This is a genomic window from Sporofaciens sp. SGI.106, assembly GCF_050314255.1.
Classification (GTDB): Bacteria; Bacillota; Clostridia; order Lachnospirales; family Lachnospiraceae; genus Claveliimonas.
Genome location: NZ_JBNPMZ010000006.1, coordinates 107,932 through 123,096, shown reverse-complemented (window position 1 = coordinate 123,096; position 15,165 = coordinate 107,932). Strand labels below are relative to the sequence as shown.

Genomic DNA, 15,165 nt, shown 5'->3' with positions numbered 1-15,165 from the left:
CCAAATACGGCACATATTTCCTGCCATTTTTGTTTCTTTGAATATTATATCAAATTTATACATAATTGCAAACCATAACTTTAGGAACGCCCAAATTCTGACAGCACCAGACCTTTATTCCGTTCTAATGTCATACGAATGCTCCATTCGTTCACAAACAGAAGCAGCGGCCGGTCTTTCAGATCCTTAATTTTCTTCATGTCAGATGTTCCGGAAAGCCTGTCAAGATCCACATCATCATTTTCTATCCAGCGTATATATTCATAAGGCAGGCTGTCCATGCGGATTTCCACATTATATTCATTTTCCAGTCTGTATTTCAGCACATCAAACTGAAGCACACCAACAACACCGACAATAATCTCCTCCATACCGGTATTATATTCCTGGAAAATCTGGATCGCGCCCTCCTGGGCAATCTGATTGATTCCTTTGATGAACTGCTTTCGCTTCATGGTGTCCACCTGGCGCACCCTTGCAAAATGCTCCGGTGCAAAGGTAGGGATTCCCTCATACACATATTTTTTAGCAGAAGTCGTCAAAGTATCCCCAATGGAGAAAATACCCGGATCAAACACACCGATAATATCACCGCCATAGGCACGTTCGATCATCTTACGCTCACTCGCCATCATCTGCTGAGGTTGTGATAATCTCACCTTCTTGCCCCCCTGAATATGCATCACTTCCATCCCTGCCTCGAAAGCCCCGGAACAGATACGCATAAATGCAATCCTGTCTCTGTGTGCCTTATTCATATTTGCCTGGATCTTAAATACAAACGCTGAGAAATCCTCTTCTTCCATCGGATCAATCTCACCCTGGTCAGACTTTCGCGGAAGCGGTGATGTAGTCATCTTAAGGAAATGCTGAAGGAAAGTCTCCACACCAAAGTTGGTCAGCGCTGAACCGAAAAATACCGGAGACAATTCTCCTTTGCTTACCAGTTCCTGATCAAACTCAGCGCCCGCTCCATCCTGAAGCTCAATTTCCTCCAGAAGCTGCTCCATCTGATCCTCATCAATATACTGTGCAGCCTCCGGATCATCAATACTGATTTTCCGTACCTGTCCCTGTGTCGTTCCCTTTTTGGTATCGGAGAACAGCTCTACTTCTCTGTGGGCGCGATCGTACACACCCTTGAACCGCTTACCGGAACCGATGGGCCAGTTTACCGGACAGGTAGCAATTCCAAGCTCGCTTTCAATATCGTCCAGAAGTTCAAATGTATCCATCGCCTCACGATCCATTTTATTAATAAATGTAAAAATCGGAATATGGCGCATGGTACATACTTTAAAAAGCTTTCTTGTCTGCGCCTCCACTCCCTTGGATGCATCAATGACCATAACCGCGGAATCCGCAGCCATCAGAGTACGGTAAGTATCCTCAGAGAAATCCTGATGTCCCGGGGTATCCAGAATATTAATACAGTATCCTCCGTAATTGAACTGAAGTACGGAAGATGTAACGGAAATACCTCTTTCTTTCTCAATCTCCATCCAGTCGGACACAGCATGCTTTGCAGTAGCTTTTCCCTTTACACTTCCCGCCTGATTAATGGCACCTCCGTACAGAAGAAATTTCTCCGTCAGGGTTGTCTTTCCGGCATCCGGATGGGATATAATCGCAAATGTTCTCCTTTTCTGAATCTGTTCTTTTATCTCTTTTGTAAGCTCTGACATAATTTCAATCTCCTCATATTCAAGACTCACTCTTTTCTTTTCAATTTCATGCGTATTTCGACATAACGTATTTAGTATACCAAAAAAAGAACAGTTATGCAAAACTGTTCTTTAAAATCCTGTCTTTTTTTGTCTGTGTCACTTTCCCTCCACATAAATAGGTGTGATCACGATATTTTCCGGAGCAATTCCGGTCTTTCGCGTAATAATGTCCTCGATCTGAGCCCGGTTGGCGTCACTGAGCTCCGATGCTCGGACCACTACATCTGCACTGTCTGCCGTGAGACTGACTACCGCCTCACTGAATCCCTTAGATGCCATCATAGTTTCCGCAGCCGCCTCTTTTTCTGCCAGATCCGTCATTGCAACCATCTGGGCCACCGCATCCTGCTTCTGCTCATCGCTGAGATTTTCATTATCAATAATTTCCATCAGCATTTCTTTATTTTTGGCACGTACCTGTTCTCTGGTAACCTTCGCTTCAGCAACAACAGAATCCGCTTCAGCGCTTGTAAGAACCGCTTCTCCCGGTGTACCCTCTACCGTTCCGTCAGTCGCCTCACTGTCCTGACTTGCGATCTCACCGGAAGCATCAAGCTCTTCATCCGAAATATCCAGAAGTTCCTGATTAGCAAGCTCATTTGCAGTCTGAGCCGCATCATCCTTACCGCCGAATATCCGCCCGGAATAGTTCAGATATCCTGCCGCCGCAATCATTACGGCAAGCGCTGCAATAATGACCTGATTTTTACGAATTTTACGTTTCACTCTTTTTCCTCCTGACTTTTATTTTAACTGCGCTTCATTACCTTAATTTTATGCGTGTCTACATCAAATAATGCCTGAATGGCCTCCGTTATGTTCTGAACCACAACCCCATTGTCTCCCCCATCCGCAATGACAATGATTCCTCCCACAACCGGAGTCTTCTCCTTTGTAACATAGGGTTCTCCTCCCGAAGACAGGCTTTCCCCGCTCCCGGAATTATAAACCGATGTTTCCGACCTGCTGTCGTTCATGGTAGTCCGACTCCCACCCTGACTGTCCTCTTCTTTCACTGTTTCTGTTGTACTCTCCGTATCCTTCTCAACAATCCTCTCCCCGGAATCTGTCAGCGTAATCATCACACGTACCTCCCCGGCACCTTTTACCTGGGACAGGATTTCCTCCAGATGTTGCTCCAGATAACGGGCATAACTGTAAGAATCTACGGCTTCGGCACTCTTCTCTGCCATCTCATCTGTATTATTTTGGTTTCCCGTATTCACAGGAAGAGCAATGATCAAAAGTAATACTCCACAGAGCAGCAGGATCACCAGCCGGTCTTTTTTCAAAATTTCTGAAGGGATTCTTTTTTTTAACTGATCTGCCAGCATGGCGCGCCCCCTTTCTATTTCCGTTTAAATACACCAAGGCGTATTTGCGGCGGAATCAGTGAATCCGTATTGGAGAAATATAGATTTCTCCCGGCTTCTCTCCTTCCTCTGAAGCCATTGTGCTATCTGGTTCATAATCTTCCATAACATCCGTCGCTTCTCTGATTTCTTCCAGTTTTTCCTCATACGCACCACTTTCATACAAATGAAGAATTTCACTTCCCGCGTCAAAAAGACGAAAAACCGGTGTTAACAGAAGAAGAACCAGCACAAGACCGGTAAACATCCGGATATATTTCCGGTATCCCTCATTCGGAATCACATGCATAAACGCAGTAATCAGTACCATATAGCAGGCAATATTTTTCATCCACTCATAAAAATAATCCAGCATCCTTCCCTCCCGATACGTCCAAAATCTAACTTCCTGTAGTGGCTGCCACGATTGCAATCGTAAGCAAAAACAGTACACAGACCGTAAAGATCAGCCGCATCAGAAGCTGGCATCCATCCCCCATTCCGGCGATCCCTTCTACCATCCGTTTATCGGAAACCGGCTGAACAAAAGCCGCCGCGAGCTTATAAAGAAGAGTCATAACCGCCACCTGGATAAGAGGCACCAGACAAATACTCAGACATACCACTGCTCCGGCCATTCCGATTCCATTCTTGATCAGAACCGCTGTTCCCAGAACGACCTCTGCCGTTCCGCCAAGGGCATCCCCTACTCCGGGTATTGCTTCTGCACTTCTCGTTACCGCGCTTCTCTTTACCGCATCAATCGCAGGAGCGATCAGCCCCTGCACAATGTTGAGTCCTACCACACAGGCCAGAAGCGTTTTCATAGTCCAGGAAGCTGCCAATTCTAACAGTTCTGCCATTTTTGACAGATAATCCTCCTTTGACAGACAATTCAAAAAACGTACCACAATATAGATATGAATCAGGGGAAGCAGGAATTTTAATATGACTGTCTCTGTCACAGTGATAAAAAGCAATGCCAGACTGTAGAAAGCCGCTGAAGTAACACTCCCTCTGGCAATAGTCACTGCCATAAAATAGACAGGACAGAGTGCCTTCATAAAGGTAAGAAGATGATCCACACCTTCCTCAACCCAATCTACCGATACCTGGAATGCATTCAGACACAGAGCGATCAGAAGCATATACAGGATATAGAATCCCATTTCCCCTATCTGCTGATTTTTTAATACCTGGGAAAAATTCAGGAATACAGCCCCGATGACGGCCAGTACCAAAAGATGGGTCAGGTTCTCCCGATTCACTCGAAATGCATAGCTGATCTGGTCTGCCACAAGCTGATTCACCAGTTCAGCACAAATCTTCGTATCTCCTTTTATAATAGATGCGACCGTCTCCCCGAAATCCATCTTTTCCTGCGGAAATAATTCCTCCAGAGCCTGATTTACTTCTCCATAATCCAGTATTTCTCCCATCGTCTCTGATTCCATCCCGTAGGAAGATTCTATATTTGGGGAAAGAGTATCGGCCCCCCATACTGTCATCTTCATACACATTCCCAGCAGACCAGACACCACAACTCCCAAAATCAGATTTTTATTTCCGCTCTTTCTCATGACAGGAATTCCTTTATGGTTTCCAGAAGTGCCAGGAGCACCGGAATACCAAGAGCCAGAATCACCAGTTTCCCGAATATTTCAATCTGCATGCCAATCGTCTGATGTCCGGCATCTTTGCATATTGCAGAGGCAAATTCTGCCACATAAGTAATCCCCAGCATCTTAAGCAGGGTTCCCATATAATAAGAATCCAGATTCACATACTGCCCAATCTGCCTCACCGCATCCGTAAATATCTTAAGCTGCGAAAGAATAGAGAAAAAGATCATCAGACTGACTGCAATTCCTATGTAAATTCCGTATTCTCCTTTCGTACTTTTAAACTGGATTGCCAGAAGTGCGCCCACAATACCGAGAATACCGATCTGTATCACATCTACCGCTCCCTCCCGTTTTCAGATATTTCTACAGAGAAAACAATCCTCTGATCGATTCAAACAGGTCATAGATATAGGGAACAATCCAGAAAAGGACCAGAATCAGCCCGGCAAGGCTTGCAAGAAATGCCTGCTCCTCTCTGCCGCTGTGTTTCAGCACCTGTCCCAGAACTGACACCAGAATTCCCACTGCTGCAATTTTAAATATCAGATTTACTCCCATCCATGCCTCCTATATCAACAACACTGCCAGAAAGATTCCGCCCATTACACCAAGACATCTGCACAGCTTCTTCTTTGCAGTCAGTCCCTCCCACATTAGTTTCATTTCCTGCTGTATCTCCTCATTAACCAGCTGTATCTGCTGTATCTGCAACTGTATATCTGCTCCTCCCAGGTATTTTCCCAGAAGGCTGATCCGTTCCCGGATTCTTGCCGGAAGTTTCAAGCTTCCCAGATATTCATCCATCGTTTTTTTCCACACTGTCTCAAAGCTTCCGCTGCTCTTCCTCTCCATCCGATGATACATCTGTCTCAGCCATGCATCGTAAGGCGGTCGTGCCGTCTTCGACAATTGTAAAAATGCTTCCGATAGGAAGGATCTTGAATATCGGATCTCACTCTGCAGCATCATAAGCAACTGACTGATATACCTCATTTCCTCATATTGCGCATCCATATCCTTTGCCGCAACTGCTCCCAGAAGGGAAGCCGCTGTTATTACGATAAGACTGCCTGCCACCTTCATATCTGTCACGCAATCTGCTTTCCACTTCCATCGTATATGGCGGACACCTGTCCCACCTGTTCTTTATTTTCCAGAACAATATACCTCTCAAATGCCTGTGCCTCTATCATTCTGGCAAGCTCCGGTTTCTTTGCAATCTCTTCTATCGAACTTCCATGCGCTGTCACCAGCATCTTACATCCGCAGTGCATCGCATATTCAATCGCATGCACATCCGATTCCATGCCGATTTCATCCACCGCGATAACCTGTGGTCCCATGGAACGAATCAGCATGATCATCCCCTCTGCCTTCGGACATCCATCCAGCACATCCGTCCGAACTCCCAGATGGTTTTGCGCAATACCCATATAGCTGCCGCCAATTTCTGACCGTTCATCCACAACACCCACCGTCATGCCGCGAACCCATTCATTTCCATCTGACACCTGCCTCACAATATCCCGAAGCAGTGTGGTCTTGCCACATCCCGGCGGTGAGATAATCATGGTATGCGCAAGCTGCCGGTTATATGTAATGTATGGAAATACCTTATCCGCACATCCCGGTACCTCATGAGCCATACGAATATTAATAGAGGAAATATACTTGATATTTCTCACCTTTCCCTCTTCCAGTATAGCCTGCCCGGTCACACCGACCCGATGGCCTCCCTCAATTGTTATAAATCCCTGCCTCATCTCCTGTTCAAAAGCATACAGCGAGTATCCGCTCACATAATCAAGCGTTTCCCGGACTTCTTCTGCTGTTACGATATGCGGTTTGTCCCGGATTCCGCCCGGCACCAGCTCCTCACCCTTATAAACAAGTATCAGCGGCTGACCGATCCTCAGCTTTATCTCCTGTAAATACTCATACTTCAGATGTTCCCTTCTCAGAATCATCCGGATTGTGCCCGGAAGCACGTTTAGAATTCTTTCTTTTTCCATCTTTGTCCACCTCTTTAAAGCATGTATATGTTCGGTAGAAAGAAATATGCAATGAGAAGCCTTTTTCTTTTACCCATAAAGAAAATTCATTTTTTTCAAATTACATGTGACATTTTCTTCCCGTACATATTTACTTTTAAAGGATAATATGTCATTATAAAGAAAAGATAAATGCACTTATGAAAGGAGTACTATTATGTCTAACGATTTTACACCCATTTCTGATTCAATTCTGGACAATGCTACAGGTGGCACAGACGAGGCGAAGGAGACCATACGCATCCGGGCTGCATTAAAAATTGCCATGGATGAGTTTCCAATTGGTACCCGTGTTCACGTAAGCCTCCATCCAAGTCATTCAGACTTAAGCGAGTACGAAGGCAACGGTACCGTCGACGGATATGGAACTACACGTTCAGAACAGAGCTATAGTTATATTGTTGCAGGCCTTTGGGTTGTGATGGATGATACCGGTGAGCGAGCTGCCGGAACTTTACCTGTTCCAATTAATTGTCTCACGAAACTGTAGAGATTGTTTATATTTCATTTTATTTCCATAATTTAAAATTTCAGGATCAAAAAGGCACCACCCACAATCGTGAATGATGCCTTATCTTTTTTTATTCTATTTCTATTCTGCAACGTCCTTCATGCTAAATGACAGGCGTCCCATCTTATCCTTACCAAGGCAAACCACCTTGACAACATCTCCCAGAGTGAGTACATCCTCAACCTGTTTGATTCTTTCTTTGGAAATCTTGGAAATGTGAACCATTCCTTCTTTTCCCGGTGCAAATTCCACAAATGCTCCAAACTCTTTGATGCTGACAACCTTTCCTTCCAAAACCATACCAGCTTCAAAGTCTGTCACGATTGTCTGAATCAGCTTTCTGGCACGTTCCATGCTTTCAGCCTCAACACCACAAATGGATACTGCTCCATCGTCCGTAATATCAATCTTGACACCGGTCTCATCAATGATCGCATTAATGGTCTTTCCACGCTGTCCAACTACATCACCAATCTTCTGAGGATCTATCTGCATCTGAATAATCTTTGGTGCATACGGACCAACCTCCGGTCTTGGCTCTGCGATTGCTTTTGCCATAACCTCATCCAGAATGTAGGTTCTTGCCTTCTTTGTAGCGGCAATTGCCTCTTCAACGATGGCTCTTGTAAGACCGTGAATCTTAATATCCATCTGAATTGCTGTAATACCCTTATGAGTACCAGCCACCTTAAAGTCCATATCTCCAAAGAAGTCTTCCAGTCCCTGAATATCTGTCAGTACCAGATAATCGTCATCCGTATCACCTGTTACCAGACCTGCAGAGATTCCTGCAACAGCTGCCTTGATCGGTACGCCTGCAGCCATCAGTGACATAGAGGATGCACATACACTTGCCTGAGAAGTAGAACCGTTGGATTCAAATGTCTCAGATACAGTACGGATCGCATACGGGAACTCGGCCTCGCTCGGAAGTACCGGAACCAGCGCTCTCTCAGCCAGTGCTCCATGTCCGATCTCACGACGTCCCGGTCCTCTGGACGGTCTTGTCTCACCAACAGAGTATGACGGGAAGTTATAGTGGTGCATATATCTCTTGGAAGTCTCAGACTCATCCAGTCCATCGATACGCTGTGCCTCAGCAAGAGGAGCCAGTGTTGCAATGGTACAGATCTGAGTCTGTCCACGTGTAAACATGGCAGAACCGTGAACTCTCGGAATCAGATCAATCTCTGCAGCCAGAGGACGAATCTGGTCGATGGCTCTTCCATCCGGACGTTTGTGATCCTTCAGAATCATTTTACGGACAGTCTTCTTCTGATACTGATATACGGCTTCCCCTAATTTTGCAAGCCATTCCTCATTGTCAGCAAATGCTTCCTCCAGTTTTTCTGTAATCCGGCGGATATTTTCTTCGCGAACCAGCTTCTCATCTGTAAATACTGCTGCTTCCATCTCCTCCGGAGTAACAATTTCCTGAATTGCTGCAAATAACTCTTCCGGAACTGCAAAGCTTACATATTCATGTTTTGGCTTACCGCACTCGGCTACAATTGTTTCAATAAATTCGATTACCTTCTGATTCAGTTCATGGGCAGCAAAAATGGCCTCGATCATACGATCTTCCGGAACTTCATTTGCTCCGGCCTCGATCATGATAACCTTTTCCTTTGTAGACGCAACCGTAAGGGCAAGGTCAGAAAACTCTTTCTGAGCTGCTGTAGGGTTGAATACAAATTCTCCGTCAACCATTCCTACCTGGGTTGTGGAAATCGGTCCGTCAAACGGAATATCAGAAATGCAGGTTGCAATTGCTGAACCAAGCATTGCTGTAAGTTCCGGTGAACAGTCCTGATCAACAGAAAGCACCAGGTTCTCCAGTGTTACATCATTTCTGTAATCCTTCGGGAAGAGAGGTCTCATCGGCCTGTCAATAACACGGTCTGTCAGGATTGCATTCTCAGATGCTTTTCCTTCTCTCTTGTTAAAGCCTCCCGGGATCTTACCTACTGCATATAATCTCTCATTGTACTCTACACTTAGCGGGAAGAAATCGATTCCTTCTCTCGGCTTATCAGAAGCGGTAGCTGTACATAAAACTGTTGTATCTCCATAGTGCATCAGAACTGCACCGTTTGCCTGCTTTGCCACTCTGTCAACATCAACACGAAGTGTTCTGCCGGCTAATTCCATTTCATATTTCTTGTACATAGTGTTCTCCTTTTCATTTTTTCAGAGGATGCAGGAATTCGCCGAAACTACTGAAATATGCATTTTGATACAAATACGCATTTCAGTGGTCTCGGGTGAATCATCCTGCTCGCAATCTCAAATATTATATCATAGCCGCCATAAATATGCTACTGTTTTTTTATCGAAAGCACTGCTTTCTCGGTATCCGTTGCACTCCCTCTCACCGAAAGTAAGCGCATAGCAACGTACGCTTACCTCGAAAGCACTGCTTTCTCGGTATCCGTTGCACTCCCTCTCACCGAAAGTAAGCGCATAGCAACGTACGCTTACCTCGAAAGCATAGCTTTCTCGGTATCCGTTGCACTCCCTCTCACCGAAAGTAAGCGCATAGCAACGCACGCTTACCTCGAAAGCATAGCTTTCTCGGTATCCGTTGCACTCACATAAATATGAAAGGAAGTCTTTGCCTGCCTGTAAACAGTCAGCAAAGACTTCCTTTCATATTTGCGTTCGTTGCTATGCGCTTACTTTCTTAATCCGAGTTTTTCGATAAGTGTACGATATCTCTCGATGTCTTTTTCTTTCAGATATGCCAGAAGTCCACGTCTCTGACCTACCATTTTAAGAAGTCCTCTTCTTGAGTGATGATCCTTCGGATTTGCTTTGAAGTGATCTGTTAAATCGTTGATTCTTGCTGTAAGAATTGCAACCTGTACTTCCGGAGATCCTGTGTCTCCAGGGCATCTTCCATATTCTGCAACAATCTGTTCTTTCTGAGCTTTTGTAATCATTTTTCTTTTCCTCCTGAATTCTTAATAAACACTGCCGGTATTAAGTAACGGTTGGAGTCCTCCAGTTACCGAACACCGGTTGTTCCCAAGGAAGAAGTATAGCATAAAGCAATTTACTTGTAAAGCCCTATTCTTCCTCATCCTCATCTTCTATTTCTTCCGGCTCCAGAATAGCAAATGCTATATTGGTGGCATGGTCTGCCACACGTTCCAGACCGGACACTGTATCAGAGAATATCATTCCTGCTTCCGGCGTACATTTATTCTTTGTCAGTCGTTTTACATGGGAGCGCTGCAGCTTTTTCTCTTTCTCATCTATCTCATCCTCTAGCTGCAGGATTTCTTTCATGTGCTCCTGATTACGGTTGGAAAACATATCCAGAGAGTATTCCAGAATCGTCACTACCATATTCATCATATCTTCCAGCTGACTCTGGCTCTTCTCGCTCATCTCCACATTATCTTCGATACGCATTTTTGCAGAATCCGCGAAATTCTCCGCGTGATCTCCGATACGCTCGATATCATTTACCACATGGAATAAACCGCCAAGAAGTTCCGCATCCGCGAAAGGCAGTTCCATCTCATTGGCCTTTACCAGATAATTGGTGATCTCACAGTTCAGAAAATCAATATATTTTTCTACCTCATATACTTTATCTATCTTCTCTTCATTCAGTGTGCATAGTGCCTCCATACCTGTCTTCAGATTATCAATGGCAAGCCTGCCCATATGCACTATCTCGTGGATTACATCAACCGTTGCGGTTGTAGGCGACCGCAGCGAACCTTTTCCTATGAACTGAAGCTCATATGCATCCGCATCTTTATCAGTCCCCGGTACAATTTTATAGGTAGCTTTTACCACCCAGCCCATGAACGGGAAGAGAAGAATAACTTCACAGATTTTAATCAATGTATGTGTATTGGCTACTGCACGGGCCACATTGCCTCCTGTAACACGAAGCATCATATCTGCAAACGGTTCCAGTGTAAACATCAGCACAATATAAATAATAACCGAACCGATTACATTAAACAGAAAATGTATAAAGGCAGCACGCTTTGCGTCCTTTTTTCCGCTTAAGCTTGCCAGAAGTGCGGATACACAGGAACCAATATTACATCCCAGAATCAGGAACGGACAAATGATGAAATTCAAAAGCCCCTGTGATGCCATCAGAATTACGATACCAACTGTAGCAGATGAACTCTGCAGTACAGCCGTAATTGCAAATCCTACCAGAATGGCTAGCAACGGATTTTTCAGGGATTTCAGAAGTTCTACAATATACGGGGATTCTCTGAGAGTGCTCATAGAATCTCCCATGATACTGAGCCCCATAAATAAAATACCGAATCCCAGTACAATCTCACCGGCTTTTTTGATACTCTGTTTTTTGCAGAACATCAGCATCACTACACCCGTGATGACAAATAAAGGTGCAATTTCAGACAAATCAAAAGCAATCAACTGACCGGTCACAGTGGTTCCGATATTTGCACCAAGGATTACACCCGATGCCTGCAGCAGGTTCATAAGTCCCGAGTTAACAAAGCTGACTACCATAACCGTTGTCGCACTCGAAGATTGAACTACCGCGGTAAATAATATACCAACCAACATGCCGATAAATCGATTTTTTGTAAAGAACTCGAGAATTCCTCGCATTCTGGCTCCGGCTGCCTTCTCCAGTCCCTCACTCATTAATTTCATGCCGAACAAAAACAGACCAAGTCCCCCTGCCAGCATAAAAATGATTGACATACTCATTTGTATTCTCCTTTAACTTTACTGCCCAAAATAGGTTTTTCCGTAAGCAATATCCTGATCAATACACCGTTTCATTTCCTCTATATCTGCAAATTTTTTCTCAGGTCTCCGAAAATCATACAGTTCGATCACCACATTTTTCCCGTAAGCATCTCCATCGAATCCAAACAAAAAGCTTTCAATCAGCATCTTTCCGCTTTCAGTCACCGTAGGTTTGATTCCCACGTTCCCGATAGCGGGATACCATGTTCCATCCACCAGAATACGGTTCATATAAACCCCATTAGGTGGAAGAAGCTTACAGGACTCCGGGGGCACATTCAGGGTTGGAAAGCCCAGCGTTCTGCCAAGCTGTTTCCCATGCTCTACCTTTCCCATAATCGTATAGGGATAGCCTAACAGCTCCGTCACCAGTGCCATATTTCCTTCTGCAAGGGCTTCTTTCACAAAAGTACTGCTAATGACGCGATCCCCATACTTTTCTTTTTCTATTACAATCAGCTCATATCCATACTCATTTGCATACTCTGCCAGCATATGAATATCGCCTCTTTTTCCATGTCCGAATCGAAAATCCGCACCAACAACCACAAAGGCTGCATGAAAAATCTCAGATAGCACACTCCTGATGAAATCCTCTGCCTCCATCTGTTCAATCTGTTCAGTAAACGGGCAATCCACCAGATAATCTACCCGATTTTCCAGGCGTCTCTTTCTCTCCGCCTTTGTCATCAGAACCCTTCCCGGTCTGTGCAGGCGTTCAAAGAGAGGAAGCATGTCAAAGGAACACACTACGCTGTTCACGTCATGCTCTGTGCCAAGTCTTATTACCTGTTCTACCAATTTTTCATGTCCTCTGTGCAGTCCATCGAATTTTCCAAGCGTAACTGCACTTTTTCCTGTACCGTTATACGCTTCAATTCCTCTTATATACTGCATATTTCTTCCTCAGTTGAAAAACATTTTCACAATTTGGAAACGCTTTTTTGCTTCATCATAACGGTATATGGCCACGAACTGATCCTGACAGTCATATACCCGGAATTGCTCCTGATCTTTCGGCTTTATCTCGGGATCCCGGATATAAAACATATTCCCGTTGTGCAAAAGTGCCTCCTGCTCTTTGCCCACCCTGATCTTCCTGTAATGAGCAAATACTTCATCTACCGGAATCAGAATCTCTTCCAGCCGGTTCTGATCCTTAAGCTTCTGAATTTCTGACAGCTTTATGCTGTTCTCAAGGGAAAAACTGCTGACTCTGGTGCGGAGAAGCTTCTCCATGCATCCGCCGCAGCCAAGCTTTTCCCCAATATCCTGACACAAAGTTCTGATATATGTCCCCTTGGAGCAGGATATCTCCATTCGGATCCGCGGAAGTTCCATCTCCAGAATACGGATAGAATGGATAGATACTTTTCTCGGTTTTCGCTCTACGGTCTTCCCTTCCCGGGCCAGCTCATAGAGCTTCTTCCCATTCACTTTAAGTGCTGAGTACATAGGGGGAATCTGCTCATATTCTCCCACAAAACTCATAATTGCCTTCTGTACTTCTGGCTCTTCTATTCCGGCGGTATCCCTGCTTTCCAGAATTTCTCCGGAAATATCCTGGGTGTCAGTAGTAACTCCCAGAAGAAGAACTGCCTCATAAGTTTTGTCTTTCTCCGTCAGCAAATCACAGACCTTGGTCGCCCTGCCCAGACAGACGGGAAGAACGCCCTCCGCATCCGGATCCAGCGTTCCGGTATGACCGATTTTACGCTGTCCTGCAATACCCCGGAGTTTTGCCACCACATCATGGGAGGTAAATCCTTTTTCTTTGTATACGTTTATAATTCCATGCATCATAGCTGAAGCTCCAGCTGTCTGGTCAGATTGTTCAGCACATCATGAACGGTACCCGGCATCGTACATCCTGCGGCCTTCCTGTGTCCGCCGCCGCCAAAATACTGAGCTACCTTTCCCACGTCAACCTGATTGACAGAACGCAGGGATACCTTGTATACTCCAGGCTCCAGTTCATACATAAAGATAGCAACTTCCACGCCTTTTGTCATCTTAAGCTGGCTCACGATTCCATCCAGATGTTTTGGCTTAACCTGATAAAATTCCATATCCTTCATGGAAATAGCTGACGCAATACATTTTCCATCCAAAAAGAGGATACTTTCCAGAAGTGCCCGACCCAAAACCTGATTCTGATGATAGGTCTTCTCATAAAATGTCTTATTTACAAGCTTCTCAACGTCTATGCCCTTCTCCTGCAGCACTGCAGCTGCACGGAAGGTGGACGGTGAGGTACAGGAATACTGAAATACTCCCGTATCGTGTGCAATTCCCATGAATAATGACTCAGCAATCTCCTTCGTAATCTTCTCCTGCGGAATCAGATTGTAAATCAGCTCTGAAGTAGAACTTGCATCCGGTTCCACATAGTTTTCTTCCGCAAAAGATCCATTCGTAACGTGATGGTCTACACACAATGTGTGTTTTGCTATTTCAAACAATTCACCGGAAAATCCCAGTCTCTGTGCATCTCCGCAGTCCAGACAAATGAAAAGATCATATATTTTCCCCTCCGGAATCTCGTGACGGATATCCTCAGTCGCCTTAATGAACCGATAGGAGTTGGGAATCTCTTCCAGATACACGTCCGTCTCAATATCTTTATAATTGTCCCTGATATACTGATATAATCCCATACAGGATCCCACACAGTCACCATCCGGGCGGATGTGTCCGCCTATGGCAACGGAAGAAGCCTGTTTCAGTAAACGATCCAGCATTTTATTCACCTTCTGTTTTTATATCTTTTGTCACATCATCAATTTTTTTCGACATATTTACACCGTATTCGATAGACTGATCCAGCACAAAGCGAATCTCCGGTGTATTGCGCATATTCAGACGGTGTGCCAGCTCACGGCGGATATATCCTTCCGCACTTTTGAGTCCTGCTACTGTATCCTTCTGAGCCTGTTCATCCCCCAGCACACTGATATATGCCTTACATGTCTTAAGATCCGGCGCCACCTCTACAGCAACAACCGATGTCCAGGTCGCTACACGCGGGTCCTTGATTCCATCTCTCAGGATGCCTGCAAGTTCCCGCTGTACCTCTGTATTTACTCTTGTATTTTTAATACTGTTCTTTCTCAATTTCTTTTCCCTTCTGCCAGGAAATGA

At 44.9% G+C, this 15,165-nt stretch carries 17 protein-coding genes; 1 reads left to right on the top strand and 16 read right to left on the bottom strand.

Annotated features, from left to right (window positions below):
- Nucleotides 1–80: 80 nt before the first annotated feature.
- The 9 genes from ACQRCC_RS06705 to spoIIIAA form a co-directional block, all read right to left on the bottom strand.
- A complete protein-coding gene (locus tag ACQRCC_RS06705) occupies nucleotides 81–1,685 on the bottom strand; it encodes a peptide chain release factor 3 (RefSeq protein ID WP_427850042.1) in 1,605 nt (534 codons plus the stop codon).
- Between the two features lie 138 nt (nucleotides 1,686–1,823).
- Entirely contained in the window at nucleotides 1,824–2,453 is a 630-nt protein-coding gene (locus ACQRCC_RS06700) for a SpoIIIAH-like family protein (RefSeq protein ID WP_427850041.1), read from the bottom strand.
- A gap of 23 nt (nucleotides 2,454–2,476) precedes the next feature.
- Entirely contained in the window at nucleotides 2,477–3,061 is a 585-nt protein-coding gene (locus ACQRCC_RS06695; RefSeq protein WP_427850040.1) for a stage III sporulation protein AG, read from the bottom strand.
- A gap of 55 nt (nucleotides 3,062–3,116) precedes the next feature.
- Nucleotides 3,117–3,455, bottom strand: a complete 339-nt coding sequence (locus tag ACQRCC_RS06690; protein WP_427850039.1) for a stage III sporulation protein AF — start codon at nucleotides 3,453–3,455, stop codon at nucleotides 3,117–3,119.
- Between the two features lie 25 nt (nucleotides 3,456–3,480).
- Nucleotides 3,481–4,659 (bottom strand): stage III sporulation protein AE, encoded by a 1,179-nt coding sequence (locus ACQRCC_RS06685; RefSeq protein ID WP_427850038.1) that lies wholly within the window; start codon nucleotides 4,657–4,659, stop codon nucleotides 3,481–3,483.
- Nucleotides 4,656–5,036: a SpoIIIAC/SpoIIIAD family protein gene (locus ACQRCC_RS06680; RefSeq protein WP_427850037.1), complete on the bottom strand. Its 381-nt coding sequence runs from the start codon at nucleotides 5,034–5,036 to the stop codon at nucleotides 4,656–4,658. Before ACQRCC_RS06680 ends, ACQRCC_RS06685 begins: the two co-directional genes overlap by 4 nt.
- Before the next feature lie 31 nt (nucleotides 5,037–5,067).
- Nucleotides 5,068–5,262 (bottom strand): stage III sporulation protein AC, encoded by a 195-nt coding sequence (gene spoIIIAC, locus ACQRCC_RS06675; RefSeq protein WP_427850036.1) that lies wholly within the window; start codon nucleotides 5,260–5,262, stop codon nucleotides 5,068–5,070.
- A gap of 9 nt (nucleotides 5,263–5,271) precedes the next feature.
- Nucleotides 5,272–5,787: a stage III sporulation protein AB gene (locus ACQRCC_RS06670; RefSeq protein ID WP_427850073.1), complete on the bottom strand. Its 516-nt coding sequence runs from the start codon at nucleotides 5,785–5,787 to the stop codon at nucleotides 5,272–5,274.
- 5 nt (nucleotides 5,788–5,792) lie between these two features.
- Nucleotides 5,793–6,716, bottom strand: a complete 924-nt coding sequence (gene spoIIIAA / locus ACQRCC_RS06665) for a stage III sporulation protein AA (protein ID WP_427850035.1) — start codon at nucleotides 6,714–6,716, stop codon at nucleotides 5,793–5,795.
- 196 nt (nucleotides 6,717–6,912) lie between these two features.
- Here spoIIIAA and ACQRCC_RS06660 point away from each other — a divergent pair, with 196 nt between their 5' ends.
- A complete protein-coding gene (locus tag ACQRCC_RS06660; protein ID WP_427850034.1) occupies nucleotides 6,913–7,245 on the top strand; it encodes a hypothetical protein in 333 nt (110 codons plus the stop codon).
- Nucleotides 7,246–7,347: 102 nt separating this feature from the next.
- Here the strand turns inward: ACQRCC_RS06660 and ACQRCC_RS06655 are convergent, their stop codons facing one another.
- The 7 genes from ACQRCC_RS06655 to rbfA form a co-directional block, all read right to left on the bottom strand.
- Nucleotides 7,348–9,435: a polyribonucleotide nucleotidyltransferase gene (locus ACQRCC_RS06655; protein WP_427850033.1), complete on the bottom strand. Its 2,088-nt coding sequence runs from the start codon at nucleotides 9,433–9,435 to the stop codon at nucleotides 7,348–7,350.
- A 506-nt stretch (nucleotides 9,436–9,941) separates the two neighbouring features.
- On the bottom strand, nucleotides 9,942–10,208 hold the full coding sequence (rpsO, locus tag ACQRCC_RS06650; RefSeq protein ID WP_427850032.1) for a 30S ribosomal protein S15: 267 nt from the start codon (nucleotides 10,206–10,208) through the stop codon (nucleotides 9,942–9,944).
- A gap of 127 nt (nucleotides 10,209–10,335) precedes the next feature.
- Nucleotides 10,336–11,982 carry a Na/Pi cotransporter family protein gene (locus ACQRCC_RS06645; protein WP_427850031.1) on the bottom strand — a complete coding sequence of 549 codons (1,647 nt, stop codon included), beginning with the start codon at nucleotides 11,980–11,982 and terminating at the stop codon, nucleotides 10,336–10,338.
- 18 nt (nucleotides 11,983–12,000) lie between these two features.
- On the bottom strand, nucleotides 12,001–12,921 hold the full coding sequence (locus ACQRCC_RS06640; protein WP_427850030.1) for a bifunctional riboflavin kinase/FAD synthetase: 921 nt from the start codon (nucleotides 12,919–12,921) through the stop codon (nucleotides 12,001–12,003).
- Nucleotides 12,922–12,930: 9 nt separating this feature from the next.
- A complete protein-coding gene (gene truB / locus ACQRCC_RS06635; protein WP_427850029.1) occupies nucleotides 12,931–13,827 on the bottom strand; it encodes a tRNA pseudouridine(55) synthase TruB in 897 nt (298 codons plus the stop codon).
- Nucleotides 13,824–14,765: a DHH family phosphoesterase gene (locus tag ACQRCC_RS06630; RefSeq protein ID WP_427850028.1), complete on the bottom strand. Its 942-nt coding sequence runs from the start codon at nucleotides 14,763–14,765 to the stop codon at nucleotides 13,824–13,826. Before ACQRCC_RS06630 ends, truB begins: the two co-directional genes overlap by 4 nt.
- A 1-nt stretch (nucleotide 14,766) precedes the next feature.
- Nucleotides 14,767–15,138, bottom strand: coding sequence for a 30S ribosome-binding factor RbfA (rbfA, locus tag ACQRCC_RS06625; protein ID WP_427850027.1), 372 nt, complete (start codon nucleotides 15,136–15,138; stop codon nucleotides 14,767–14,769).
- Between the last annotated feature and the right edge of the window lie 27 nt (nucleotides 15,139–15,165).

Bases quoted from the DNA above. Each gene is read 5' to 3' on its own strand.
- ACQRCC_RS06705 (WP_427850042.1), bottom strand. From the start codon at position 1,685: ATGTCAGAGCTTACAAAAGAGATAAAAGAACAGATTCAGAAAAGGAGA.
- ACQRCC_RS06695 (WP_427850040.1), bottom strand. From the start codon at position 3,061: ATGCTGGCAGATCAGTTAAAAAAAAGAATCCCTTCAGAAATTTTGAAA.
- ACQRCC_RS06690 (WP_427850039.1), bottom strand. From the start codon at position 3,455: ATGCTGGATTATTTTTATGAGTGGATGAAAAATATTGCCTGCTATATG.
- ACQRCC_RS06685 (WP_427850038.1), bottom strand. From the start codon at position 4,659: ATGAGAAAGAGCGGAAATAAAAATCTGATTTTGGGAGTTGTGGTGTCT.
- spoIIIAC (WP_427850036.1), bottom strand. From the start codon at position 5,262: ATGGGAGTAAATCTGATATTTAAAATTGCAGCAGTGGGAATTCTGGTG.
- ACQRCC_RS06670 (WP_427850073.1), bottom strand. From the start codon at position 5,787: ATGAAGGTGGCAGGCAGTCTTATCGTAATAACAGCGGCTTCCCTTCTG.
- spoIIIAA (WP_427850035.1), bottom strand. From the start codon at position 6,716: ATGGAAAAAGAAAGAATTCTAAACGTGCTTCCGGGCACAATCCGGATG.
- ACQRCC_RS06660 (WP_427850034.1), top strand. From the start codon at position 6,913: ATGTCTAACGATTTTACACCCATTTCTGATTCAATTCTGGACAATGCT.
- ACQRCC_RS06655 (WP_427850033.1), bottom strand. From the start codon at position 9,435: ATGTACAAGAAATATGAAATGGAATTAGCCGGCAGAACACTTCGTGTT.
- rpsO (WP_427850032.1), bottom strand. From the start codon at position 10,208: ATGATTACAAAAGCTCAGAAAGAACAGATTGTTGCAGAATATGGAAGA.
- ACQRCC_RS06645 (WP_427850031.1), bottom strand. From the start codon at position 11,982: ATGAGTATGTCAATCATTTTTATGCTGGCAGGGGGACTTGGTCTGTTT.
- ACQRCC_RS06640 (WP_427850030.1), bottom strand. From the start codon at position 12,921: ATGCAGTATATAAGAGGAATTGAAGCGTATAACGGTACAGGAAAAAGT.
- truB (WP_427850029.1), bottom strand. From the start codon at position 13,827: ATGATGCATGGAATTATAAACGTATACAAAGAAAAAGGATTTACCTCC.
- ACQRCC_RS06630 (WP_427850028.1), bottom strand. From the start codon at position 14,765: ATGCTGGATCGTTTACTGAAACAGGCTTCTTCCGTTGCCATAGGCGGA.